General features: G+C 55.0%; 21 protein-coding genes and 3 pseudogenes. 6 read left to right on the plus strand and 18 right to left on the minus strand.

The window, feature by feature from the left end; all coding sequences use genetic code 11:
• Entirely contained in the window at positions 1-234 is a 234-nt protein-coding gene (locus FGL10_RS12200; RefSeq protein ID WP_151208306.1) for a hypothetical protein, read from the plus strand.
• Here the strand turns inward: FGL10_RS12200 and FGL10_RS10995 are convergent.
• Positions 208-387 carry a hypothetical protein gene (locus FGL10_RS10995; protein ID WP_003711002.1) on the minus strand — a complete coding sequence of 60 codons (180 nt, stop codon included), beginning with the start codon at positions 385-387 and terminating at the stop codon, positions 208-210. The genes FGL10_RS12200 and FGL10_RS10995 overlap by 27 nt on opposite strands.
• Before the next feature lie 103 nt (positions 388-490).
• On the opposite strand from FGL10_RS10995, the gene FGL10_RS12690 reads away from it, so the two are divergent.
• The 3 genes from FGL10_RS12690 (at position 491) to FGL10_RS11015 (ending at position 1,884) form a co-directional block, all read left to right on the plus strand.
• Positions 491-724 carry an RNA-binding S4 domain-containing protein gene (locus tag FGL10_RS12690; RefSeq protein ID WP_002240013.1) on the plus strand — a complete coding sequence of 78 codons (234 nt, stop codon included), beginning with the start codon at positions 491-493 and terminating at the stop codon, positions 722-724.
• Positions 702-911: an oxidoreductase-like domain-containing protein gene (locus FGL10_RS11005; RefSeq protein WP_003711003.1), complete on the plus strand. Its 210-nt coding sequence runs from the start codon at positions 702-704 to the stop codon at positions 909-911. The genes FGL10_RS12690 and FGL10_RS11005 overlap by 23 nt, the downstream gene beginning before the upstream one ends.
• A gap of 136 nt (positions 912-1,047) precedes the next feature.
• The gene (locus FGL10_RS11015) at positions 1,048-1,884 is read left to right on the plus strand and encodes a PHP domain-containing protein (RefSeq protein ID WP_003711004.1); all 837 of its coding nucleotides are present in this window, start codon (positions 1,048-1,050) and stop codon (positions 1,882-1,884) included.
• Between the two features lie 51 nt (positions 1,885-1,935).
• Here FGL10_RS11015 and FGL10_RS11020 read toward each other — a convergent pair whose 3' ends face one another.
• From FGL10_RS11020 to FGL10_RS11065, 10 genes and pseudogenes are all read right to left on the minus strand, one after another.
• Entirely contained in the window at positions 1,936-3,228 is a 1,293-nt protein-coding gene (locus FGL10_RS11020) for a valine--pyruvate transaminase (protein WP_003711005.1), read from the minus strand.
• A gap of 59 nt (positions 3,229-3,287) precedes the next feature.
• Positions 3,288-5,198: a polysaccharide biosynthesis protein gene (locus tag FGL10_RS11025; protein WP_003711006.1), complete on the minus strand. Its 1,911-nt coding sequence runs from the start codon at positions 5,196-5,198 to the stop codon at positions 3,288-3,290.
• Positions 5,199-5,245: 47 nt separating this feature from the next.
• A complete protein-coding gene (locus FGL10_RS11030; protein ID WP_003711007.1) occupies positions 5,246-6,421 on the minus strand; it encodes a DegT/DnrJ/EryC1/StrS family aminotransferase in 1,176 nt (391 codons plus the stop codon).
• 131 nt (positions 6,422-6,552) lie between these two features.
• Entirely contained in the window at positions 6,553-7,794 is a 1,242-nt protein-coding gene (locus FGL10_RS12860) for a NeuD/PglB/VioB family sugar acetyltransferase (RefSeq protein WP_003711008.1), read from the minus strand.
• Positions 7,787-8,955 (minus strand): annotated as a pseudogene (locus FGL10_RS11040) (glycosyltransferase). The gene FGL10_RS12860 and the pseudogene FGL10_RS11040 overlap by 8 nt, the downstream one beginning before the upstream one ends.
• 19 nt (positions 8,956-8,974) lie before the next feature.
• Positions 8,975-10,047: pseudogene (locus FGL10_RS12705) on the minus strand (glycosyltransferase family 4 protein).
• Entirely contained in the window at positions 10,044-11,465 is a 1,422-nt protein-coding gene (locus FGL10_RS11050) for a lipopolysaccharide biosynthesis protein (RefSeq protein WP_003711012.1), read from the minus strand. The pseudogene FGL10_RS12705 and the gene FGL10_RS11050 overlap by 4 nt, the downstream one beginning before the upstream one ends.
• A gap of 102 nt (positions 11,466-11,567) precedes the next feature.
• Positions 11,568-12,677: a bifunctional diaminohydroxyphosphoribosylaminopyrimidine deaminase/5-amino-6-(5-phosphoribosylamino)uracil reductase RibD gene (gene ribD, locus FGL10_RS11055; protein WP_003711013.1), complete on the minus strand. Its 1,110-nt coding sequence runs from the start codon at positions 12,675-12,677 to the stop codon at positions 11,568-11,570.
• Positions 12,678-12,708: 31 nt separating this feature from the next.
• Positions 12,709-13,173, minus strand: a complete 465-nt coding sequence (locus tag FGL10_RS11060) for an NrdR family transcriptional regulator (protein WP_003711014.1) — start codon at positions 13,171-13,173, stop codon at positions 12,709-12,711.
• A gap of 29 nt (positions 13,174-13,202) precedes the next feature.
• Positions 13,203-14,045, minus strand: coding sequence for a class II glutamine amidotransferase (locus FGL10_RS11065; RefSeq protein ID WP_003711015.1), 843 nt, complete (start codon positions 14,043-14,045; stop codon positions 13,203-13,205).
• A gap of 57 nt (positions 14,046-14,102) precedes the next feature.
• Between FGL10_RS11065 and FGL10_RS12220 the strand changes: the two genes are divergently transcribed.
• Positions 14,103-14,348 (plus strand): hypothetical protein, encoded by a 246-nt coding sequence (locus FGL10_RS12220; protein ID WP_003711016.1) that lies wholly within the window; start codon positions 14,103-14,105, stop codon positions 14,346-14,348.
• Between the two features lie 168 nt (positions 14,349-14,516).
• On the opposite strand, the gene aroB is transcribed toward FGL10_RS12220, so the two are convergent.
• The 7 genes and pseudogenes from aroB to pilM all read right to left on the minus strand — a co-directional run bounded on the left by aroB (position 14,517) and on the right by pilM (position 22,232).
• Positions 14,517-15,596, minus strand: a complete 1,080-nt coding sequence (gene aroB, locus FGL10_RS11080; RefSeq protein ID WP_036470364.1) for a 3-dehydroquinate synthase — start codon at positions 15,594-15,596, stop codon at positions 14,517-14,519.
• An 84-nt stretch (positions 15,597-15,680) separates the two neighbouring features.
• Complete coding sequence (locus FGL10_RS11090) at positions 15,681-16,193, minus strand: shikimate kinase (protein WP_003711019.1); 513 nt, start codon at positions 16,191-16,193, stop codon at positions 15,681-15,683.
• Between the two features lie 903 nt (positions 16,194-17,096).
• Positions 17,097-19,271, minus strand: a pseudogene (locus FGL10_RS11105) (type IV pilus secretin PilQ).
• A gap of 17 nt (positions 19,272-19,288) precedes the next feature.
• The gene (locus FGL10_RS11110) at positions 19,289-19,834 is read right to left on the minus strand and encodes a pilus assembly protein PilP (RefSeq protein WP_003710240.1); all 546 of its coding nucleotides are present in this window, start codon (positions 19,832-19,834) and stop codon (positions 19,289-19,291) included.
• Between the two features lie 17 nt (positions 19,835-19,851).
• Positions 19,852-20,514, minus strand: a complete 663-nt coding sequence (locus FGL10_RS11115; RefSeq protein ID WP_003710238.1) for a type IV pilus inner membrane component PilO — start codon at positions 20,512-20,514, stop codon at positions 19,852-19,854.
• Entirely contained in the window at positions 20,515-21,114 is a 600-nt protein-coding gene (locus FGL10_RS11120; protein ID WP_003710236.1) for a PilN domain-containing protein, read from the minus strand.
• Between the two features lie 2 nt (positions 21,115-21,116).
• Complete coding sequence (gene pilM / locus FGL10_RS11125; RefSeq protein ID WP_003710234.1) at positions 21,117-22,232, minus strand: type IV pilus biogenesis protein PilM; 1,116 nt, start codon at positions 22,230-22,232, stop codon at positions 21,117-21,119.
• A gap of 150 nt (positions 22,233-22,382) precedes the next feature.
• On the opposite strand from pilM, the gene FGL10_RS11130 reads away from it, so the two are divergent.
• On the plus strand, positions 22,383-24,779 hold the full coding sequence (locus FGL10_RS11130; protein ID WP_003710231.1) for a penicillin-binding protein 1A: 2,397 nt from the start codon (positions 22,383-22,385) through the stop codon (positions 24,777-24,779).
• Positions 24,780-24,828: the final 49 nt, after the last annotated feature.

A 24,828-nucleotide genomic window follows, 5' to 3' on the forward strand; every position in this document is an offset into this window, starting at 1 on the left:
GTGAACAATAAAAGGCGTATTGTAGCAGGCTTGTCTTTAGATGGCGGACGGGAAGATGCCGTTTCGGGTTCAGACGGCATTGCCTGCCAATGGTTTTTTGAGCTTTTACGACGGCAAAAAAATGCCTCCTGCCGTATGGCGGAGGCTTCCCAAGGAGTATTGATAGATATAAAGGACTATCAAACTAGTTATAAAGAACTATATACCTTATTCGGACGGATGGCAAGCAGTTAAATTAATTTTACGTTCAAACAGGTTTTTGATTTCGTTTTGATGGCTGATGCCGATGACCAGCGTATCGGGCAGTTCGTGTTTGAGGATGTGCATCAGCGTCAATGCGGATTCGTCGACGGGTCGGATGGCGGCATACGGGGTTTCAGACGGCATTTTTACGGAACAGGCGGTGCGGATACATCGCCGGCTTTGCGGTAATTTTGGGTACGGCGGCGGCAGGTGCTACAATAACGGGCTCTTTCTGCAAGGGAACATTATGGAAGCCACCGTCTATCTCGAAGACAACGAATACATCGCCCTGTGCGACCTCTTGAAATTGGCCGGACTTGCCGAAAGCGGCGGGCAGGCAAAAGCATTTATCGCCGAAGGGCTGGTGTTGCGCAACGGCGAAACCGAAACCCGCAAAACGGCCAAAATACGCGGCGGCGAAGTCATCGAGTTTGACGGCGCGCGCTTGGAAATCGCCGATGGATACGACCCTGAAGCATAAAGCCGAAGCCCTTTTGGGCGAGCCACTTTTAGACGAACCTGTCCGCCCCGAGTCGTGGGAATGCTGCGGCAGCGACTGCGGCGAGGCGTGCATTCAGACGATTTACTGGGCGGACAAGGCACGCTACGACGCGCAACGGCGGAAATTGAAAGAAGCGGGTTGGGCGGAAGACGAAAATGCCGTCTGAAAACGGTTGGGAATGACAGCATAGCGGCTTTTCCTTTGAATTTGCCATACACCTGTTTTTTAAAATGACCGCCGCTACACTGTCCGACAACATTGAAACATCCCGACCTTCATTCACAACACACATATAACACCCCATGATAGACCTGCACTGCCATTCCACCGTTTCCGACGGTATGCTTTCCCCCGCCGAAGTCGTGCGCCTCGCGCATCAAAACGGCTGCACGCTGCTGGCGTTGACCGACCACGACCACACGGGCGGCATCGCCGAAGCGCGTGCCGAAGCCGACAGGCTCGGTTTGCGCCTGATTAACGGTGTGGAAATTTCCGTAACGTGGCGCGGGCGTACCATACACGTTGTCGGCTTAGACTTTGACGAACAAGACGAAAACCTGCAAAACCTGTTGGCGCAAGTGCGGCAAGGCCGTCTGAAACGCCTCGAAGCCATCGCCGCCAAGCTCGAAAAGAAAGGCATCGGCGGCGCATACGACGGCGCGCTTGCGCTGGCGGCAAACAAAGAAATGGTCAGCCGCACCCACATCGCCGAGTTCCTCATCAAAAACGGATACGTCAAAAACAAGCAGCAGGCGTTCATCAAATACTTGGGCGACGGCAAATCCTGCGCCGTCCGACACGAATGGGCGACGCTGGAAGACTGCGTTTCCGCCGTCAACGGCGCGGGCGGGTTGGCGGTCATCGCCCATCCGATGCGCTACGATTTGTCCGCCACCGCCAAGCGCAATCTGTTTGAAGAATTTAAAAACCTCGGCGGCGCAGGCATCGAAGTCCACAGCGGCAACTGCTGCAAAAACGACCGCCTCAACTACGCGCTTTTGGCAGAACGTTTCGGTATGCTCGCCAGCGCGGGCAGCGACTTCCACCGTTTAAACGACTTCAGCGGCGGCATCCTCGGCGCGTGTCCCGAGCTGCCGGAAAACTGCAGGCCGGTGTGGGCGCATTTTTCCCGACATTGAATGCAGATAAAAATGCCGTCTGAAAACTTTTCAGACGGCATTTTTTGCGGTTTAAACGTTGTCGTACAGTTTTCGGACGGTTTTACCGATGGCGGCAATGCCTTTTTCCAGCGTTTGAGCGTCCTGCGCGATGCTCATGCGGATGCACTCGCCCGCGTGCGGGTAATCCTGTGTGTCGATGCCGACGAAGAAATGCTCGCTCGGAATAATCAGCGTGCCTTCGGCTTTGAGCATTTCGTACAGGGTTTGCGAAGAAACGGGTAGGTTTTCAAACCAGAGCCACAGGAAAATCGCGCCTTCGGGTTTGTGGATTTTCATCGGGTACGCGCCCAGCTCCCGCTTGAGCAGCGAGACGGCGGTTTGCGCCTGATTGCGGTAAAACGGCCGGATGACTTGGTCGGCAAGCCGTTTCATCTCGCCGCTTTCCAGTAGCGGGGCGGCGATGGCCGCGCCGAAGCGCGTGGGGGCAAGGTTCACAATCGCGTTCAGGCTGCTGACGGCTTTGACGACTTCGGGCGCGGCGACGATGATGCCGGTGCGAACGCCCGGCAGGCCGACTTTGGAAAGGCTGAAGCAGAGGATAATGTTTTCGTGCCAATTCAGCGTTACGTCGCTGTAAATGATGTTGGGGAACGGCATTCCGTAGGCGTTGTCGATAATTAGCGGAATGCCGTGTTCACGCGCCAAAGCGTCCAAACGCGCCATTTCGCCGTCGGTCAACACATTGCCGGTCGGGTTGGTCGGGCGCGAACAGCAAATCGCGCCGATTTTGCCCGCTTTGAGTTCGGGCAGGTTTTCCAGTGCGTCAAAGTCCACGCGGTATTTGAAGAAGCCTGCTTCGCCTTCGTGTTCGACGTTTTCGATTTTGGGTTTGACGGAAACGAAGTGCTGCCCTTCGACATGCACGTCGGCATAGCCGATGTATTCGGGCGCGAGCGGCAACAAAATGGCTTTTTCTGCGGATGTGCCGTCTGAAAGGTTGAATTTGCCGCCGAAGAGGTTGAACAAATAGAAAAACGCGTTTTGCGAACCGTTGGTCAGTGCGATATTGCCGGCGGTCAGGTTCCAGCCGTATTCGCGGTTGAGGAAGGCGGCCAGCGCGTCAATCAGCGCGGCATCGCCTTGGGGATTGGAGTAGTTGCCGATGTTCTCGACGGCGTGTTCTGCCGCCAGTTTGGAAAATACGTTGGCGAACACGGCATTGACTTCGGCGATTCGCGCCGGGTTGCCGCCGCCGAGCATATTGACGGGCTTGTCGCTTTTGAGCGCGTCGCCGAGGTCGTCCATCAGTTGCAGGATGCCGCTGTGTTGCGTGAATTTTTCGCCGAATGCCGAAAACTGCATATCAAACTCCGTGTGTGTGTGTCAGGCAGGTTGGTTTGTACGTTATGCCGTCTGAAGGTTCAGACGGCATTTTTTCTGTGTGTTTCTCGTACCCAAAGCAGGTCGCAGATGCCGCCGGTCGGGGCAAAGCCGGTCGGGGCGTTGACGAGCAGGTCGCGGATTGCCTGCTGGTCGTAACGGTCGCAGGCGGTACGCAGGCGGTTGAGGATGGGCAAAAGCTCGTGCCACGGCAGCATTGCCTCGTCAGCCGTCATAATGCGCGGATGGGCGGTTTGGCGCACGTTGTCGCCGATGAGCAGCTCTTCGTAGAGTTTTTCGCCGGGACGCAGTCCGGTAATGAGGATTTCGATGTCGCCGTCGGGTTGTTCGGGCGTTTTGGGTTTGAGTCCGCTCAGGGTAATCATTTGGCGGGCAAGGTCGATGATTTTGACGGATTCGCCCATATCGAGGACGAACACGTCGCCGCCTTTGCCCATCGCTCCGGCTTGGATAACCAGTTGCGCCGCTTCGGGTATGGTCATGAAATAGCGCGTGATTTCCGGGTGGGTCAGGGTGAGCGGGCCGCCTTGGGCAATCTGTTTTTCAAACAGCGGGACGACGGAGCCGGACGAACCTAAAACATTGCCGAAACGCACCATACTGAAGCGGGTTTGCTGTCCGGGTTCGGCGGCGAGCGCCTGAAGGCAGAGTTCCGCCATACGTTTGCCCGCGCCCATCGTGTTGGTGGGGCGGACGGCTTTGTCGGTGGAGATGAGGACGAAGGTTTTTACGCCCGAAGCCGTGGCGGCAAGCGCGCATTCGAGTGTGCCGAAGATGTTGTTGCGTATGCCCTCGGCGGTGTTGAATTCGACCATGGGGACATGTTTGTAGGCGGCGGCGTGGTAAACGGTGGATACCCGGCAGGCGGTCATAATGCGCGCGAGCAGCGTGCGGTTTTGCACCGAGCCCAAGAAGGGCAGGATTTCGGTATCGGTATCGTTTCGGGCGCAGTATTCGCGCAATTCTTTTTCGACGGCGTACAGGGCGAATTCGGACAACTCGAACAGCAGCAGCTTTTCGGGGCGGCGGCGGATAATCTGGCGGCAGAGTTCCGAACCGATAGAACCGCCGGCGCCGGTTACCATCACGGTTTTGCCGGCAATGTCGGCATTCATCAGGCGGTCGTCGGGCGTGACGGGGTCGCGTCCGAGCAGGTCGGATACGGAGATTTTTTTGAGCGTGCCGATGCTGAGTTTGCCGTCCATCAGGTCTTTGATGCCGGGGATGGTCAGCACTTCGCAGGGATAGGCTTCCAGTTTTTTGATGATGGATCGGCGTTGCGCCTGGGTCGCGCCGGGGATGGCGAGCAGGATTTTTTTCACGCCGCAGCGTCCGATGAGGTCGGCGATGTCGTCGGGACGGTAAACGGCAAGGCCGCAGATGACGGTGCGCCACAGTTTGGGGTCGTCGTCCACAAAGGCGGCGGCGGAATATTCGCGCATTTGTTTGACGGCCTCGAGAAGCTGCCTGCCCGAACGCCCCGCGCCGTAAATAATGACGGGGATCATCTGTTTTTTGGGGTGTTCGGACAACAGTCCGCGCAAAACCATACGCGAGCCGGTCACGGAAACAAACAGCAGTAAGAAATAGACAATCGGCAGGGCGAGGCGCAGTCTTTCTTCAAAAATCAATGTGTTGAGGAAGAACAATACGGCGGAGGCGAGGCTGCCTGCCAGTGCGGTGGTGAGGATGCGGAAGCTGACGAAGCGTGTAACGGCGCGGTAAAGCCCCATTCGGATAAATAATGTGATGGTCAGTAAGGCAGTCAGCAAAAAAGACTGCCAGTTGGCAAAATCGAACCATTCGTCCGAGTAGTCGGCCTTCAGGCTTTGGGTGAACCAAAAGGCAATGAAAATCATCAGAAAATCGTGTATGAGGAAACAGATTTTCTTGATGTTGCGCGGCAGGGCGATCAGGGTTTCCAGATTCATATCGTGGGGCGGTATGTGTTTTCAGGCGGCGTATGCCGTCTGAAGGGTTATCGTGCGGCTTCGGTCAAGACGGCTTCGATGTGTTTTTTGCAAAACGCGATTTCGCCGTCGGTCAGCGTCGGATGCACCAAGAACATCAGGCCGGTATCGCCCAGCTCGACGGCGTTTTTCAAACGCTCTTTCGGCCGCCACGGCGTGTTGTCGAAGGCTTTTTCCAAATACACTTCGGAGCAGCTTCCCTGATAGCAGGGGACTTTGCGCGCGTTCAGTTCGCTGACGATGCGGTCGCGCGTCCAGCCGTCTTTCAGGTGTTCGGGTTTGACGAAGGCGTAGAACTTATATTGCGCGTGTCCGATGTAGTCGGCGACTTCAACCAAGCGGATACTTTTGAATTTGCCCAGGCTTTCCGCCAGCTTGGCGGCGTTTTCTCGGCGGCGCGCCGTCCATTCGGGCAGGCGTTTGAGCTGGATGCGGCCGATGACCGCCTGCATTTCCATCATACGCCAGTTGGTGCCGAAACTTTCGTGCAGCCAGCGGAAACCGGGTGCGTGTTGGCGGCAGTACACGGCATCGTAGCTTTTGCCGTGGTCTTTGTACGACCACATTTTTTCCCACAGGGTTTTGTCGTTGGTCGTAACCATACCGCCCTCGCCGCCGGTGGTCATGATTTTGTCTTGGCAGAACGACCACGCGCCGACGTGTCCGATGCTGCCGACGGATTTGCCTTTGTATTTCGCGCCGTGCGCTTGGGCGCAATCTTCGATCACCCAAAGATTATGTTCTTTTGCCAAAGCCATAATGCCGTCCATTTCGGCGGGCATACCGGCAAGGTGGACGACGATGACGGCTTTGGTATTCGGGGTCAGCACAGCCTTGACGGTTTCCGCGCTGATGTTTTGGCTGTTCAAATCCACATCGGCAAACACCGGATTTGCGCCCGCGTTCACAATGCAGGACGCGGAAGCCAAGAAAGTGCGCGAGGTAACGATGACATCGTCGCCCGCGCCTATGCCGATTGCTTTGAGCGCGGCATCGAGTGCCAGCGTGCCGTTGGCAAGGGCGACGGCGTATTGCGTACCGGCGAAGGCGGCAAATTCTTTTTCAAATTCGCGGCATTCGTTTCCCGTCCAGTAATTGACTTTGTTGGACAGCAGGACTTTGGAAACGGCATCGGCTTCTTCTTGGGTGAAGCAGGGCCACGGGGAAAGGGAAGTGTTCAACATGATGGTTTGTCCGTCGGTTTTCAGACGGCATTTCCGACCCTATGCCGTCTGAAGGGGGCGTGTTCCGAAGAATCGGGCGCGCGCCGCAGGTGTTGTCAAAATCGGTCTGTACGGGGGTGTATTTTAATCGCTTATGCTGTCGAGGTCTCGGGGTTTTTGCGCGGCAGCGGCTTTGCCGGGTTGCCCGCGACGGTTATACCGTCTGAAACGTCGCGCACGACGACTGCGCCCGCTCCAATGGTTGCGCGGCTGCCGATACGGATTTGCTGGCGGCTGCACGCGCCCGTGCCTATCCAGCTTTCTTCGCCGATACGCGTGTTGCCCGACAGGTGCGCGCCCGGGCTGATGTGGACGAAAGCGTCAAGCAGGCAGTCGTGATCGACGGTGGCGGCAGTGTTCACAATCACGCCGTCTTTCAATACGCTGCCGGCCTGTACGACTGCCTGAGCCATCACGACGCTGCCTTGTCCGATTGTTGCAGAAGGCGAGACGGTCGCGTCGGGATGAACCAGAACGGGCAGGGCGAAGCCGAGCGCGGCGGCTTTTTCGGCGATTTGGCGGCGGATGCGGTTGTTGCCGACGGCGACGGCGATGTCGAATTGTTCGGGCGATAAACCGTTTTCAAGCAGCAGCGTCGTGCCGATGACGGGAAAGCCGTCGATACTGCCTTGTGCGCGGTCGTCCAGAAAAACGATTTCGCCGTATGTGCCGAGTGCGGCGGCAAGGTCGGCAACGACTTTGCCGTGTCCGCCCGCGCCGACGACGGCAAGTTTGCGTTTTCCTGTGAAAGGGGGCATGGTGGCTTCGCCCTGTGCGGAAATCCCTTCTTTAATCAAGACTTTTCTGACTGTCAAAAACAGGATTTTCATATCCAGCCAAAAACTGTAATGGTCGATATACCAAACATCGCAGGCGAATTTTTCGTCCCACGAAAGCGCGTTGCGCCCGTTGACCTGCGCCCAGCCGGTAATGCCGGGTTTCATTTCGTGGCGGCGGTTTTGAAATTCGTCGTACAGCGGCAGATATTGCATCAGCAGCGGGCGCGGGCCGACCAGGCTCATCTCGCCTTTTAAGACATTCCACAGTTCGGGCAGTTCGTCCAAGCTGGCGGCACGCAGTTTTTTGCCGAAATCGGTCAGGCGTTCGCTGTCGGGCAGCGGAATGCCGTCTGAATCAAGCGCATCGCGCATAGAGCGGAATTTAATCATTTTAAACGGCTTGCCGTCCTTGCCCGGCCGCTCTTGGATGAAGAATACGGGCGAACCCAGATTCTTGCGGATGAGGTACGCCAAAATCAGGAAAACGGGTGAGAGGACAATCAGCCCCGATGCGGAGGCGGCAATGTCGAACAGGCGTTTGAAAAATTTATTCATCAGCTAATCTTTCAATCAGGTTGACGATTTTTTGATAGGCAACGTCGCGCCTGAAGCGGCGGACGATTTCGTCGGACTGAACGGGGTCGTTTTTGCGTTTCAAAATATTTTTGGCGGCTTGAACGAAACCGTCCACGTCGCCGGAACGGTAGTTTTCATGCGGCAGCAGATTCATGAGGTCGAGGACTTCGGCATTGGTCTGGCTGTTCAGCACGGGTTTTTGCAAAGCCATATAGTCGGAGAGTTTGTTGGTAACCGACTGCATGGCGTGGCTATGGATGGCGTTGACGGCAATGTCGCAGCCTTTGGCAATCGACATCATTTCAGAATAGGGTAAATAACCGTAAAACTTGATGGCGCGATTTTCATATTGTTTGAGTTTCTCCAAATCGGGTCCTCCGCCCATAATGTGCAATTCGACGTTTTCGCCGTCGTCTAAAAGTTTCCGAACACCTTTGCACACGGTTTCCACGTCATAGCTGTAACTGAGCGTGCCCAAGTAGAAAAGGCGGACGGTTTTGGAGCGGAATCGCGGGGGGGGGGGGCGATGGCGGCAAAATCCGTACCGATATAGACGGCTTCGCCGGGTACGTTCGGATTGGCTTCTTTGGCGCGGTCGAGATAAGTCTGCGATACGGCAACCAGCGCGTCGGCGCAGCGGTAGGCACGGTTGGCGCGTGAAGCAAAGGGCAGCAGCTTGTGCGGTACTTTTTTCAAAAACGGTACGACCGAGGAGAAAGACTCCGGCCATACGTCCTGTACATCGACAATCAGTTTGTAGCCCAAACGCGCTTTGTGTTTGCCCAACAGCAGGTTGGTGGCAATCAGCGGATAGGCGGAATAGACGATGTCTTGTTCGCCCGGCCGGCAGTTTTTCAGCCATTGCTCAAAATTTTTGACGAAGCGGTAATGACTGGCAACACGTTCTAAAGACACGTTTTTGCCGTAGCCGCTTTCTTCCAACAGCATGACTTTCAGACGGCCTTGCGAGGCGGCCTCGGCATCTTCGGGCCGTCTGAAGGATTTGTCGTAGTGGCGGAAACGGCTGGTAATCAGCAACACGTCGTGCGATTGCGACAACAGTTCTGCCAGATACCAAAAGCGGTTGAAATACGGTTCGGACGGCAGCGAGCAGTAGGGGGCGACTATGGTGATGTTCATCGGCGGCTTTCAGACGGCATTACATGGTATAGGCGGCCATGGTGGTACGGTAGATTTCGTCGTCGGAACAGAGTGCGGCGACGTGTGCGTGCAGCCTTTTGCCCATTGCTTCGCGCAACAGCGGCTGTCTGACGAGCGTGTCTACGGCTTCGATAAATGCTTCTTCGTCGCCGAAGGGGATGCAGTAACCCGTTTCCCCGTTGACGACCATTTCGGAAATGCCCGCCATATCGTAGGTAACGACGGGCGTGTCGTAAAGTCCGGCTTCCAAGATGTTGTTGCCGACACCTGCGCCGTGGTCGCCCACGCAATGCGGCGTGTTCACCAAAATGTCGATTTCTTTGAAGTAGCCGGTCAAATCGCGTATGCCGCCGAGGAAGGTAACTTTGTCTTCAATGCCCAGACGTTCCGCCTGCATTTTTAAATTGTCCATTTCTTCTCCTATGCCCGCTATGTTGAGGCGGACGGGCATACCGCGGTCAACCATTTCCTTCAAAATATCCAGCATCAGATGCACGGCGCGGACGGTGTCCAAACGGGAAAGCGTGCCGAGTACGGCGCATTCTTTTTCGGTTTTCCGGAAATGAAATTCCGGGGGGGGGGGAGTGCGTTGTAGGCGTAGGCAATCCGGCCGGCGGGGAAGCCGTGGCGGATGAGTTTTTCGCGCTCGTGTTTGCAGTTGCCGATGATGTACACGCCCAGCTTGTCGAAGAGTTTGGCGATTTTGGGGTAGGTTGCCGCGTCCAAACCGTGCGAGTGGTAGATGATTTTGGTTTTCGGCGAAACGATTTTGGCGGCAAGGGCGCAGGCTGGAACAACGCGCGCCATTTGGCAGTCGATGATGTCGGGTTGTTCGCGGCGCAGCATCCGGGCGTAGGCAAAGGTGCTTTTGAGGTAGCCGGCAAGCCCGCCCCGGTAAAAATCAACCGGCTGCCAACGGATGCCCGATGCTTGCGCCTCTCCGACAAAAGGCCCGTCTGAAGAAGCAAGGATGATGTCGTGCCCGCGCCGTTTGAGCAGCCGCCCGAGGCGGACGGTGGCGGTTTCCGTGCCGCCCAAGCCCGACATAGAAGTGGTCAGGATGATTTTCATAATGGAAAACCTTGTTTTTTCAAATAATGAAACAGTTTGTGCAAATCTTTCCGGTGGCGCAGGATGCAGCCTGCCAGATATACCGCCCATACGCCGGCAAACAGGGGGTAGTTTGCCGGTGTGCCGAAGCAGGTGTAGGCCGCCGAGGAGGTCAGGCAGAGCAATGTGTGCGTATAAAGCGGCAGGCGTTTGAGCGGCTGCCACAGGCGACAGGAGCTTTCTGTCTTGAAAACAAAAAACAACCAGAATGAGGCGGCACAGGCAACCGCCGCGCCGCGCGCGCCGCCGGACGGTACGGCAAGCCCCAGCAGCAGCAGGTTTGCCGCCAGTGCGCCCAAGGTGGCGAGCGCGATCGGGCGCGTTTTGCGGACGACGTTCAAACCGATGCCGCTGATTTCCGCCAGCGTGCAAAACAGCGGCGGCAGCATACACGATACGACGATAAACCGGACGGCGGCGTAGTTTTCCGGCAGCAGGAGGGAGGCGAGGGGCGAGAAAATGCCGGTCAGGCAGAGGGCGGAGGCAAGCAGGGCGGCGGCGGATTCTGCCGTTGCTGAGAGGCGGGCGGGCGGGGCGTTTTCTTCGATTGCGCGGAAAATATACGGTGTCCAAACCGTTGAAAAGATGCTTTGGAACAATAATGCCGCCCCGCCGAACGAAATTCCCATCGAATAAACGCCGAGCTGTTCCAGGCCGGCATATTTTTTCAGGAACAAACGGTCGGCGGATGCCAGCCCCCAATAGGCGATGCTGCTCAGTGCGATCGGTATGCCGTAGCGCAGCCCCCGGTGCAGGACGGGGCGCGAAAACGGCGCGCGCCGGACGGCCTTCAGACGGCATCGGTTTTGAAACAGCAAAAAGGCGGCGGCGGCAAGGTTTGCCAGCGCGTAAACGGCGGTCAGGACGGCGGTGTTCGCCGGAAAGTGCAGCAGCCCGACCGTCAGCGGCAATAGCAGCAGCAGGGCGAGCTTGGGCACGAGTTGCGCTGACGAAAAGGCAAGGGCGCGCCCTTCCATACGCAAAACCAGTAAGAGAAAGCGGATGGGCAGGAAGCTCAGTTCAAACAGCACCAGCCCGATGCCGGCGGCGGCATCGTCGAGCGAAAACAGGATTTCAGACGGCAGGGACGGGCGGGAAAGCAGCAGGGCGGCTATCGCGGCGGCAGACAGCAGCGGCGGCAGGAACAGGGTTTTGAACAAAATGTCTTTGTCGGCGGCGGCATAGTATTCGCGGACGTATGCCTGATCCAGCCCGAGGCACAATACCGACACAGTCAGTCCCGCCGCCGTCTGCATCAGCACGATGCGCCCGATGTCGTCGGCGGGGAAATACCACGACAGCAGCGGCAGGATGATGACGGCTAAAACCGCGCTGCCGATCGAGCCTGCCGCGTAGCCGAGGATTTCTTTTGTGTCCATTTTTGATGTCCGGGCGGCGGCGTGATGCCGCCGGTGCCGTCTGAAGCCTTTTTTGATCGGAATTTGACGGCGTTATTATATAGTGAAACGGCGGCAAACCCTTTAAAAGGCGTTGCCGTTTTTCCGGAACACGGTTTTGACGTCGTGTCCGAGGATTTCGGTGGAAACGGGTGTCCATAAGGGCGGTGCGGAAAGGGCGGCGCGGTTTTCGGGCAGGGAAAACAGGTCTTTGCCGCTGCCGAGGATTTTGGGCGAACGGTACAGCACGATTTCGTCCGCCAAATCTTCTGCCAAAAAGGCGGATGTGAGTTTCGCGCCGGCTTCCACCATTACTTCGCCGTATCCTTCGTCGGCAAGGAGGCGCATCAGGCGGTGCAGGTCGATTTTGCCGTCTGCCGTTTCAGACGGCATCAGGATGCGGACGTGGGCGTGTTTGCGATAGGGGGAAAGTCTGCCTTCGTCGCGCTCTAAAGTGGCAATTAAAGTGGGCGATTGTCCGTCTGTTAAGAGATGGCTGTTCTGGGGCAGGCGCAGGCGGCTGTCCAAAACGATGCGTGCGGGTTGGCGCAGCGTGGCGAAGGTGCGGACGTTGAGCCGGGGATTGTCCGCCAACACCGTGCCGATGCCGGTCAGCACCGCGCAGCTTTCGGCGCGCAAAACCTGTACGTCGGCGCGTGCTTCTTCGCCGGTAATCCAAAAACTGCTGCCGTCTGAAAGGGCGGTTTTGCCGTCTAATGAAACGGCGCATTTGAGGCGGACAAAGGGGCGGCGGCGTTCGATGCGCGATAAAAATCCCCGGTTGAGTTCCCTTGCTTCGCTTTCGAGCAGCCCGCATTCCGTCTTGATGCCAGCTGCTTCGAGCAGGGCGAGCCCTTTGCCTGCAACCAGCGGGTTGGGGTCGCGCATGGCGGCGACGACGCGGGACACGCCCGCCCGCACCAGTGCTTCGGCGCAGGGCGGGGTGCGCCCGTAATGGCTGCACGGTTCGAGGGTAACAAAGGCGGTCGCGCCTTTTGCCATTTCGCCCGCCTGACGCAGGGCGTGGACTTCGGCGTGCGGTTCGCCCGCTTTGACGTGGAAGCCCTGTCCGACAACTTGACCGCCTTGTGCGATGACGCAGCCGACGCGCGGATTGGGCGAAGTGGAAAAACGCCCCAAAGCGGCAAGTTTGAGGGCGTTTTGCATCATAGAAATATCTGTTTCGGAAAACATCGGGATACCGTATCAGTATGGGTTGGGGGAATCAGGTTTTGCCGCCTGTTTTGACGGCTTGCGCCAGCCACGAGGCGAAATGTTCCGGGCTGTCGAAGCGTTTGTGCAGGGCGGCGAAGCGTATGGCGGCTTCCGTGCTTTGCCCGGACAGCTCTTCCAGCACGATTTCAACAAGTTCGGCAGAGGATATGTCGCGCAAACCCGAAGCATACAGCCTGAGTTCCGTGAGGCGGGCGGTTTCGCCGGCGATCTGGCGCGGGTCTGCACATTTTTGCGCGGCGGCGGTCAAATCGGCGCAAAGCCTGCCGCTGTCGAAAGGGCGGCGTTTTTTGTCATGGCCGGCGATCGAGGGCATTTTGAGTTCGGCGGTTTCGAGCGTGCCGAAGCGTTTGCCGCAGCTGGGGCAGTATCGGCGGCGGCGCACGGCGTTGCGTTCTTCCATCAGGCGCGAATCGGCAACGCGGGTGTCGGGGTGGGCGCAAAACGGGCATTTCATCGGGTTCGTCCTCCTATGCCGTCTGAAGTTCAGACGGCGACGCCGGCGGCGCGCGCGGTTTCCAAACCTTCTTCGACACTCATATAAACGGGGTGCCGGGGTCGGTCGTTCAAAATAATTTTGCCTTCGCGGAACATCACCAGTTCGTCAACGGCAAGTTGCGCCCACGTTTCATCGCGCGTCAGCGGCAGGGTGGCGATAACGGCGACGCGGTCGGACGGCGTGGTTACTTCGGCAAAATCGACCATTACGTCGTCGTCGAGCAGGCGCGCCTTGCCGAACGGGGCTTGGCGGACGATGTAGTGCAGCAGTGTGCTGGCGTGGGCAAACAGGGAAATGCCGTCTGAAAGCATAAAGTTAAACAGCCCGAACTTGCGGATTTCGTGCGTCAGCCCCGCAATCGCGCCAAACAGGGTTTCGTCGTCGGGACGGGCGGCAAAGCGGGTGCGGAGGCGGTTGAGGATGTGGCAGAACGCGCGTTCGGAATCGGTTGTGCCGACGGGGTGGAAAAATTCGCCCTGTTCGGGAAAGAAGTCGACCAAATGCCCGTTGTGGGCAAACAGCCAGTAGCCGCCCCACATTTCGCGCATAAAGGGATGGGTGTTCGCCAGCGAGGTTTGTCCTTGCGATGCTTTGCGGATATGTGCGATGACGTTTTCCGATTTGATTTGGTAGGCACGCACGAGGTCGGCGACGGGGGAATTTGCGCTCGGCTTGTCGTCGTGGAACAGGCGCACGCCTTTGCCTTCGAAAAAGCCGATGCCGAAACCGTCGGCGTGATGGTCGGTAATGCCGCCCCTGCGGCGGAAGCCTTCAAAGGAAAACATAATATCGGTCGGCGTATTGCAGTTCATACCCAGCAGTTGACACATAGTTTGTCCAAATGATTCAGATGGTCGCAAGTATTCGGATTATACCCCGAACTGAAAATGCCGTCTGAAATACGGCTTGTCCCCATTGTTCACGCGAAAACGGAAAACAAAGGCGGAAACTTAAAATTCCGCCATTTCCGTTCAGGCGGGAATCCGGTCTGTCCGGTTCCGGTTGTTTTTCGTTCCGTAACTTTTGAGCCGTCATTCCCGCGCAGGCGGGAATCTAGAATTTCAATGCCTCAAGAATTTATCGGAAAAAACTCAAACCTCACCGCCGTCATTCCCACGAAAGTGGGAATCTAGAAATGAAAAGCAACAGGAATTTATCGGAAATGACCGAAACCGAACGGACCGGATGCCCGCTTTTGCGGAGAATGATGATGGAAAGTCATCATCGTGCGTCAAACCCGCGCGGCGACACCGGCAAAGCCGATGCCGTCTGAACGCTTCAGACGGCATCGGTACGGCTAATCAGAGATACGGTTGCAGGGTGCGGCGGAGGATGTCCGTGTCAGTAATTTCGGTGATGACGGCTTCGCCCAGACGGTTCAACCCGATAAAGCGCATCACGCCGCCGCTGACTTTTTTATCGTGGCTCATATGTTCGAGCCATTTTTCGAATGGGAACACGGGCGGTGCGGACGGCAGTCCGGCGGCTTCAAACAGGGCGGCAAGCCGTGCGGTATCTGCGGCGGAGATGTTGCCCAGTTGTTCGGACAAACGCCCGGCTAAAACGCAGCCGGCGGCGACGGCCTCGCCGTGCAGCCATACGCCGTAACCCATTTCCGCTTCGACGGCGTGTCCGAAAGTGTGTCCGAGGTTGAGCCATGCGCGTATGCCCTGTTCGGTTTCGTCTTGGGCGACGATGTCTGCTTTCATCTGACAGCAGCGGTACACGGCTTGGGTGAGGGGCGCGCATTCGAGTGCCATCAGTTCGGGCATATGCTGTTCCAGCCATTCAAAAAAACCGATGTCGCCGAGCGCGCCGTATTTGATGACTTCCGCCATACCGGCGGACAATTCGCGGACGGGCAGGGTATTCAGTGTGTCCAAGTCGGCAAGCACCGCCTGCGGCTGGTAAAACGCGCCGATCATATTTTTGCCGAGCGGGTGGTTGATGGCGGTTTTGCCGCCGACGGAGGAATCGACCTGGCTTAATAAAGTAGTGGGAATTTGAACAAATGGCGCTCCGCGTTGATAAGTAGCCGCCGCAAAACCCGTCATATCGCCGATTACGCCGCCGCCCAGCGCGATTAATGTGGTTTTACGTTCGGCGCGGTGTTGCATCAGCCCGTCAAAAATAAGGTTGAGCGTCTGCCAGTTTTTGTACGCCTCGCCGTCGGGCAGGATGATGCTGAAATGGGACACGCCTGCCGCGTCCAATGCCGTCTGAAGCGTGTGGAGATAAAGCGGTGCGACGGTTTCGTTGGTGATGATGGCGGCGCGTTTGCCCAAATGCGGTTTGAGCAGGCTTCCTGCCTGCGGCAGCAGCCCGTTGCCGATAAAGATGGGGTAGCTGTGGGACGGGGTGTGTACGGTCAGTGTTTTCATTATTGTTCCTTATGGTTTGAACCGCCGTCCGGCCGGAGGGCGGACGCGGCCCGGTGTTTGGGGGGAGGAGGCACATATGCCGGTTTATCGGGACAAGAGTTTGAGCAGGGTTTGCACGGTTTGCCGGCAGTTTGCCGATTCTACGGTAAAGTCGGCGGTTTGGCGGTAAACGGGGTCGCGCGCGGCGTAGAGTTCGCGCAATTTCCCCAAAGGATCGGCAACTTGCAGCAAAGGGCGGCTGTTGTCGCAGCGCGTGCGTTCGAGCAGGGTTTCGGGTGGGGCGTGCAGATAGACGACCGTGCCGCTTTTGCGGATAAGGGCGCGGTTTTCTTCTTTTAACACCGCGCCGCCGCCGGTGGACAGGACGATATGCGGCAGGACAATCAGTTTTTTGAGTATGGCGGTTTCGCGCGAACGGAATCCTTGTTCGCCTTCCATTTCAAATATGGTGGGGATGGGAACGCCGGCGGCTGCGGCGATTTCGTGATCGCTGTCGTAAAAACGGTAATCCAGCCGCTGCGCCATTTGCCGGCCCAACGTGGTTTTGCCCGCGCCCATCAGTCCGATGAGGATGAGTTTGTCGTTAAAGTTTTTCATCACAATTCCTTAATGTTTGACACCCCGCCTTTCGGGGCGGCAGGGTTCGGGCTTGTCGGGTTACGGCGGGATTTTATACGAAATCGGCAGGGCGGCGGTATGTTTGGAAAAATAACCCGACCATCCCGAACCTTTCTGCTTTTAAGGAAAAATAAAAGAAATCAGGGAGGTTTTTTATTTCAGGCTGTGTTTTGACAATCCGTTGATTTCACTTATTTGTCAGGAAAAGGCAATTATCTTTGCTTAGGCAAACAATTATCCGATTGAATATATTGAAGATAATATGTTTATCAATACTATAGTGGATTAACAAAAACCAGTACGGCGTTGCCTCGCCTTAGCTCAAAGAGAACGATTCTCTAAGGTGCTGAAGCACCAAGTGAATCGGTTCCGTACTATTTGTACTGTCTGCGGCTTCGTCGCCTTGTCCTGATTTTTGTTAATCCACTATAAAGACCGTTGGGCATCTGCAGCCGTCATTCCCGCGAAAGCGGGAATCTAGAATTTCAATGCGGCAAGAATTTATCGGAAAAAACCGAAGTTTAAAGACCTAGATTCCCGCCTGCGCAGGAATGACGGGGTTTTAAGTTGCCGTTTCGGGTTGCTGTTTTTTGTGGAAATGACGAGGCTTTGGATTGCGAGGATTTATCCCTTCCGCCGTCATTCCCACAAAAGTGGGAATCTAGAAATGAAAAGCAACAGGAATTTATCGGAAATGACCGAAACTGAACGGACTGGATTTCCGCTTTCGCGGGAATGACGGCTCAAAAGTTACGAGACGAAAAACAAGCGAAACCAGACAAGTTGGATTCCTGCCTGCGCGGGAATGACGGCATTTCGGTCGCGGCAAAAAGCATAAAGAAAGGGCATATGCCGTAAAACATATGCCCTTATCTGGCCGCATTAATAGCGCAGGCTGTTGCCGGCCGTATCCATAATCCTTGGGGTAATGAAAATCAGCAGCTCGCGGCGGTTGGTGCTTTTCCCGCGTGTTTTAAAGAGGTTGCCGATAACGGGGATGTCGCCCAACAGGGGGACTTTGGTCAGCGTATTGCCGTTCTCTTCTTCATAAATGCCGCCTACAATCAAAGTGCCGCCGTTTTCAACCATAGCCTGCGTATTCAGGTTTTTGGTTTGGATACACTTGGTCGTCTCATCTTTTACGGTACAGTCGACAGGCGTGTCTTTATTGATTTTGACGGTCATAATGATTTGCCCGTCGGGCGTGATGTTCGGCGTAACGGTCAGCCCCAAGACGGCTTTTTTGAAGGTTGTGGTTGTGCTGCTGCTGCTGCCCGAACTTGAAGTGTCTTGGTAGGGGATTTCTGTACCGGATTCGATTTTGGCCTCTTTGCGGTTTTGGGTCAGCACGCGCGGATTGGCAAGCGTTTTGGTTTTTGAAAGCGACTCGGATGCGGACAATTCCAAATTCAACGCGCCGGAGGAAATCGCGCGCACCAGCGAAATGCTGTTTGCGGCAGCGGCAACCGGCAGGTTGATGCTGGTTTGGGCAGACCATTTGCCGTCGCCGCCTTCAAAACCCGAGTTCACACCCCAGCCGAATGCGCGGTCTGCATCTTTCAGTTTTTTCTTGCCTGTCGCACCGAACTTAACGCCCAAATCGCGCGAGAAGCCGTCTGCCGCCTCGACGATGCGCGCCTCAATCATTACTTATTGCGCGGGCACGTCCAATTCGTCAATCAGTTTGCGGAATTTTTCGATGACGCTGCGGGTATCGGTAACAATCAGGGTGTTGGTGGCGGGATCGATCAGCACGCTGCCCCTGCCGCTGATAAGCGTGTTGCGGTTTCCGGTCGTGTCGGCATTGTCCAAACGCAGGATGCTGCGGAATTCTTCCACATTTTTGTATTTCAACTGGAAGTTTTGGGAATACAGCGCGCCCAGATCGGCGATGTCTTTTTCTGCCTGTAAGAAGGCTTTGTCTTTGGCAAGCAGCTCGTCGCGGGGCGCGATGTTGACGATGTTCCCTTGCTGGCGCATATCGAGGTTGCGCGCCTGCATAACCAAATCCAAAGCCTGATCCCAAGGCACATCTTTGAGGGAGAGGGTCATTTTGCCGTTGACGGAGTCGCTGGCAACAATATTCATTCCGGATTCTTTGGCCAAAATCTGCAGGATGGTGCGGACTTCGACATCTTGGAAGTCAAGGGAGATTTTCCGGCCTTTGAAGGTTTTGGGCGCATTGTTCACGCCGCCTGACTCGAGATTTTGTTTTTTCGGCAGGACTTGGAAGGTAAAGTGTCCGGGCGCGGCGGATTTGTTGACGAGTTCCCAGTTGCCGGCTGTTGTGATAATCAGCTGGGTGTCGTTATTGAGGCGTTTCAGCGTAACCTTTTGAACCGGTGTTTTGAAGTCTGCCACATCCAAACTGCGTTGGAGCGCGGTCGGCAGGGTATGGTTTTTCAGCGTAACGATGATGTGGTCGCGCTGTTGGCTGATGTCGGGCTGCCCGGCAAAGCCCAATGCCGCCAATTCGATAATGCCGGCATTTTTGCCGTCTTTGCGGAAATCGATATTGGTTTGTTTTGCCGGTGCCGCCTCCTGTTGTTTTGAAGGGGTAAAGGGTGCGGACACGGATACCACGGATTCGGTAAACGGTGCGGCAGGCTGTTGTTTTACCGTTGCGGCAGGCGCGGCTTTTACGGCGGGGCGGGCGGGGGCGGACACGGTATCGTCCGATTCGTTGATGAGAATCCAAACTTCATTTCCGCGTACTTCGGTATTGTATTGACCCGGTTTGTTCAGATTCAGAACCAGACGCGCACGGCTGCTGTTTTGTGCGGCACTGATTTTGCTCAACAGAGGGTCGGCATACTCGAGTACCTGTTGATTCATGGAAATGCCGGTTTGTTCAAAGTCCAAGGCGATGCGCGCGGGCGACGAAGTGATGAAGCCGGTCGGGTTGACAACCTCTTTGTCAAAGCTGACTTTGACGATTTTCTGTTTGTTGGGCAGGGAGGAAACTTTGATGTCTGTAATGTTTCCCGCCGATGCCGTCTGAAAGGCGGCGGTTGCGACAAACAGGCCGGAAATGATTTTTGTCAGTTTGGTATTCATATGGATTAATCCCCTTCTTAATTTTGTTCTGCGGCGGGTGCTGCCGCTTGTTCGGTGTTTTTGTCGGAAGCGTTCAGAGGCAGTTCCGCCCTGCGGGAAACCCAGTTGCCCGTACCGTCTTCGATTAATTCGTTCAAAACGATGCTGTCGTCGGTAATGCTTTGGATTTTACCGTAGTTTTGCCCCAAATAGTTGCCGATGCCGACCGTGTAGACATAGCCGTCGGCTTCGACGAAGCCGGATACTTTCTGACCGGACTTCACAATGCCGACATAGCGTATGTTTTCCAGGCTGAATTTCTCCAGCGCTTCTTTAATACGCTTGGTATCGGGGGCGTTACCCCCTTTTTTGGCGGCTTCCATCCGGTGGAAATCGAAAGCGTTGGGCCCTGTCGGCTGAGGGGGGCTGTATACCGGCGCGACCGGCAGGGTAGGAGCCTGGAAAGGTATGATTCCTGCTTTGGCTTCTTGCTGTGTCTGAGCCATCCACGCGTTCAGGTCTTCAGAATCTTGGGAACAGGCGGATAGGGCGGCAAGACTGATGAATAAGGCGTAATATTTCATGGTTTCCCTAACATAAGTTATTTTTGTCCGGCATTTTCTGCCGCTTCTGCAGCCTGCTGTTGTGCGGCAAGTTCTTCTATGGATTTTGCCTTATAGGTGGTGGCGATGGCGCTGAGGTTCAGGATGCTGCTTTTGCCGTCCGCCCCTCCTCCGTTTTCGGCAGATTGGGTGATTTTGAGCGATTCAAGGGTAATAATCCGCGAAAGGCTGCCGACATCGCGCGTGAACTGGCTGATTTGATTGTAGTTTCCGGTAATGGAGATGGAATAGGGCAGCCTTTGTATCGGGCCGTCGTCAACGGGCGGCTGCGGTATGACGCTGTCCAGGCGCAGGCCGTTGCTCGAACCTGCCTGGTGAAGCTCTTGAACCAGATTGGGAATTTCGGAATCGGTCGGAAGCTGTTTCAGCATAATGTTGAAGGCGGATCGGATGGCGGCAAGCTCTTCTTTCAGATTGTCCAAACTGGCCGCGTCGATACTTTTCTGTTTGTAGGTGTTTTTCAGTTCGGTTTCTTTTGCTTCATATTCCTCAAGGGATTCCAGCTGGCTTTTGAACAATCCGGCATAACCGCCGCCCAGTATGGCGGCAACGGCCAGCAGGGCGATAAAAAGCCTGGCAGGAAGGTTGAGCAGGTGAAGGTTGTTGAAATCCAAGTTGTTTTTAGATGATTTAGAAGCCATTCAGTTTGCCTCCTGTGCGTTTCCCGAAGCCGGATTCTCTTTGGATTCGGCCGCCTTTACGATGGGTTGTAATGTTGCCTGAAGGGTAAATTCTTGATACGAATTGTTTTTCTTAATGCTTAACAATTCGGGTTGCTTGAATATGCCGGTATTGGGCATCGCCCTCATCATGGCGGCAACGCGGTTGTCGCTGGATGTCCTGCCGTTTAACCGGTAAGAGTCGGCAGTGACGGCATCCAGCGAGGTCAGGTAGGTGCTTTCGGGGACGGCCTCATTCAGGCTGTCGAGGATTTTTGCGGCTTGGAGGCGTTTGAGCTGGAGCTCCTCGATTTTGTTTTTCTTAATCAGGAAGGCATCTTTTTCCTGTTTGAGCTTTTGTATTTCCGACAGCTCGGTATCCAAGTGTGCGATGGAGGTTTCCAGCAGCGTGTTTCTTTCCGACTGGTTATTGATCATATTGTCGATAAACAGGTAGGTTGCCGCAACGGCGGCAACGCCCGTCAGCACGGCGCCGTACATCAGCGTTTTAAACTGCTGCTGTTTGCGCTTGTTCATCTCTTCCCTGTAGGGGAGGAGGTTGATTTTGATTAAATTGTTCATAATTATAATCCCCGTACCGCCAAACCGAATGCCCTGGTCAGTGTCGGCGCGTCAAGTTCGAATTGTTGCTTGTCTGTTTTGAGGTCGTCCGCAAAATAACGCGCGGGATGGACGCATTGTACATCCGCATTGGTTTGCGAGGCGACGGTTTGGGCAATGCCTTCCTGGCGCACCGCTTCCCCCGTCAGCAGGATATGCTTGATGTCGGTCATATCGTCCGCGGTCTGCGTGGTGTAGTAAAACTGCAAGACCCTTTGTATTTCTTGGGTAATCTGCTGGTTGAAATGGTTTGCCACGCTTTCTTGGTAATCGGAGGGTTTTTGCGGGGAGTTGATGATTTCTTCCGCTTTTTCTTCCGTTACCTGATAGGTGCGCTGGATGAGTTGGTTGAGCTGTTCTTCGCTGACGGAGGTTTCCTGTTTGTATAGGATTTTTCCGTCTTGGATGACCAAGGCGTAGGTCTGTGCGGCATATACGCCGAAAATGGCGACTTTTTCGGCTGCAAGCTCGGGGGCGAAACGGTTTATCCACAGCGCGTAGGCGTTGTATTGTCCGAAAATGTCCACATCCAGCGCGGATAATTTCATACCGGCGGCGTTGAATGCGTCAATCAGGGGTTCGATTTCATCCTTTCTCGATGCGACGGCCAAAACAGCTTCGCCGGCGGCCGATTGGGACAAAACCTGATAGTCGTAATTGGCTTCTTCGAGCGATATCGAACTGACTTCGGAGATGGAGGACTCTACGAATCCCTGCAAGTCCAATTCCGCATCTTTGGCCGTATAGGTCAATTGTTCGATGGTTGCCAGATTTTGCGGGACGGATGCGATGATGTTTTTGCACGAAGTACCCAGTTCGGCATAGGCTTGTTGCAAATATGCGACAAGTTGGTCGTAATTTTGAACTTTATTGCCTTGGACAATATTTTTCGGCAGTTTGACAATAATGTATTTTTCCAATTGGATTTGGTTTAAACTACGTCCCGACAATTGGACTAATTTGATGGAATGCTGGTCGATGTCGACGCCGATTGCCGCGCGGTTATTTAGCCCTGAAGATTTCTTTGGGGGCTTGGCATCTGTTTTTTTAGGGTTTTTCAAGCTGTTAAACAAGCGCATGATGAAGTTCCTACTTTATTTGTACAGTGAGTAACCGTTTCGGTATCCGTAATGGATTTCTTGTTTTTTACACATTGAAACCGTGCTTTGTAGAAATCGGCTGCTATTTTACTTTATTTAATACCGATAATGGTAAATTATCATTCAGCTATGATTAAAAAGATTATAACTACCTGTTTTGGTTTGGTTTTTGGATTGTGTGTATTTGCGGTGGGGCTGCTTGCCATTGCCATTTTGGCAACCTATCCGAAACTGCCTTCCTTGGATTCGTTGCAGCATTACCAGCCTAAAATGCCGCTGACTGTTTATTCGGCAGACGGCAAAATTATCGGCATATATGGGGAGCAGCGGCGCGAATTTACAAAAATCGGCGATTTCCCCGAGGTATTGCGGAATGCGGTTATTGCTGCCGAGGACAAACGGTTTTATCAGCATTGGGGGGTGGACGTTTGGGGCGTTGCCCGCGCTGTTGTCGGCAATATCGTGTCCGGCAGCATGCAGTCTGGTGCGAGTACGATTACGCAGCAGGTGGCGAAGAATTTTTATTTGAGCAGCGAAAAGACGTTTACACGCAAATTCAACGAGGCGCTGCTTGCTTATAAAATCGAGCAGTCCTTAAGTAAGGATAAAATCCTTGAGCTGTATTTCAATCAAATTTATTTGGGTCAGCGCGCTTATGGTTTCGCATCGGCCGCGCAAATTTATTTCAATAAGGATGTCAGGGACTTGACCCTTGCGGAGGCGGCTATGCTCGCAGGCCTGCCCAAAGCTCCGTCCGCCTATAATCCGATTGTCAATCCGGAACGTGCCAAATTGCGCCAGAAGTATATTTTGAACAATATGCTCGAGGAAAAGATGATTACCTTGCAACAGCGCGACCAAGCTTTGAATGAAGAGCTGCATTATGAGCGGTTTGTGCAGAAAATCGACCAGAGTGCTTTATATGTTGCGGAAATGGTACGTCAGGAGCTGTATGAGAAATACGGTGAAGATGCTTATACGCAGGGTTTGAAGGTTTACACGACGGTGCGTACCGATCATCAGAAAGCAGCAACAGAGGCATTGCGTAAAGCGTTGCGGAATTTCGATCGCGGCAGCAGTTATCGTGGTGCGGAAAGCTATATTGATCTGGGCAGGGACGAGGATGCCGAAGAGGCGGTCAGCCAATATCTTTCGGGGCTTTATACCGTCGATAAAATGGTTCCCGCCGTTGTATTGGATGTGACCAAGAAGAAAAATGTCGTCATACAGCTGCCCGGCGGTAAGCGGGTTACGCTTGACAGGCGCGCCTTGGGTTTTGCGGCCCGCGCGGTCGATAATGAAAAAATGGGGGAAGACCGTATCCGCAGGGGCGCGGTTATCCGAGTCAGAAATAACGGAGGGCGTTGGGCGGTGGTTCAAGAGCCGCTCCTGCAAGGTGCTTTGGTTTCGCTGGATGCCAAAACCGGTGCGGTGCGCGCGCTGGTCGGCGGTTATGACTTCCACAGCAAAACATTCAACCGTGCCACCCAAGCTATGCGGCAGCCGGGTTCGACATTTAAGCCGTTTGTTTATTCTGCCGCCTTGTCTAAGGGGATGACCGCGTCCACAATGATCAATGACGCGCCGATTTCCCTGCCGGGTAAAGGGCCGAACGGTTCGGTTTGGACACCTAAAAATTCAGACGGCAGATATTCGGGATATATCACTTTAAGGCAGGCGCTGACGGCTTCCAAAAATATGGTTTCCATCCGTATTTTGATGTCTATCGGTGTCGGTTACGCGCAACAGTATATCCGGCGTTTCGGCTTCAAACCGTCCGAGCTGCCCGTCAGCCTGTCTATGGCTCTGGGTACGGGCGAGACGACGCCGTTGAGGATAGCGGAGGCATACAGTGTGTTTGCAAACGGGGGTTATAGGGTTTCTTCGTACGTCATCGATAAAATTTATGACAGCGAGGGCAGGTTGCGCGCACAAATGCAGCCTTTGGTGGCGGGGCAAAATGCGCCTCAGGCAATCGATCCGCGCAATGCCTATATTATGTATAAGATTATGCAGGATGTCGTCCGTGTCGGTACTGCAAGGGGCGCGTCCGCGCTGGGCAGGTCGGACATTGCCGGTAAAACGGGCACGACCAACGACAATAAAGATGCGTGGTTTGTCGGGTTTAACCCGGATGTGGTTACTGCCGTATATATCGGTTTTGATAAGCCTAAGAGTATGGGGCGTGCCGGCTACGGCGGTACGATTGCCGTGCCGGTTTGGGTGGATTATATGCGTTTTGCGCTGAAAGGCAGGCAGAGCAAGGGGATGAAAATGCCCGATGGCGTAGTCGCCGGCAACGGCGAATACTATATGAAGGAGCATATGGTGACAGACCCCGGTTTGATGCTGGATAACGGCGGTGCCGCACCGCAACCGTCCCGTCGGGTAAAAGAAGATGACGGGGGCGCGGCAGAAGGCGGACGGCAGGAGGCGGATGACGAATCCCGCCAAGATATGCAGGAAACGCCCGTGCTTCCGAGTAATACGGATTTCAAGCGGCAGCAGTTGGATTCTCTGTTTTAAAGGCTGTAAAAATGCCGTCTGAAAGGCTTCAGACGGCATTTGTGGTTCG

This window comes from Neisseria lactamica, assembly GCF_901482445.1.
GTDB lineage: Bacteria > Pseudomonadota > Gammaproteobacteria > Burkholderiales > Neisseriaceae > Neisseria > Neisseria lactamica.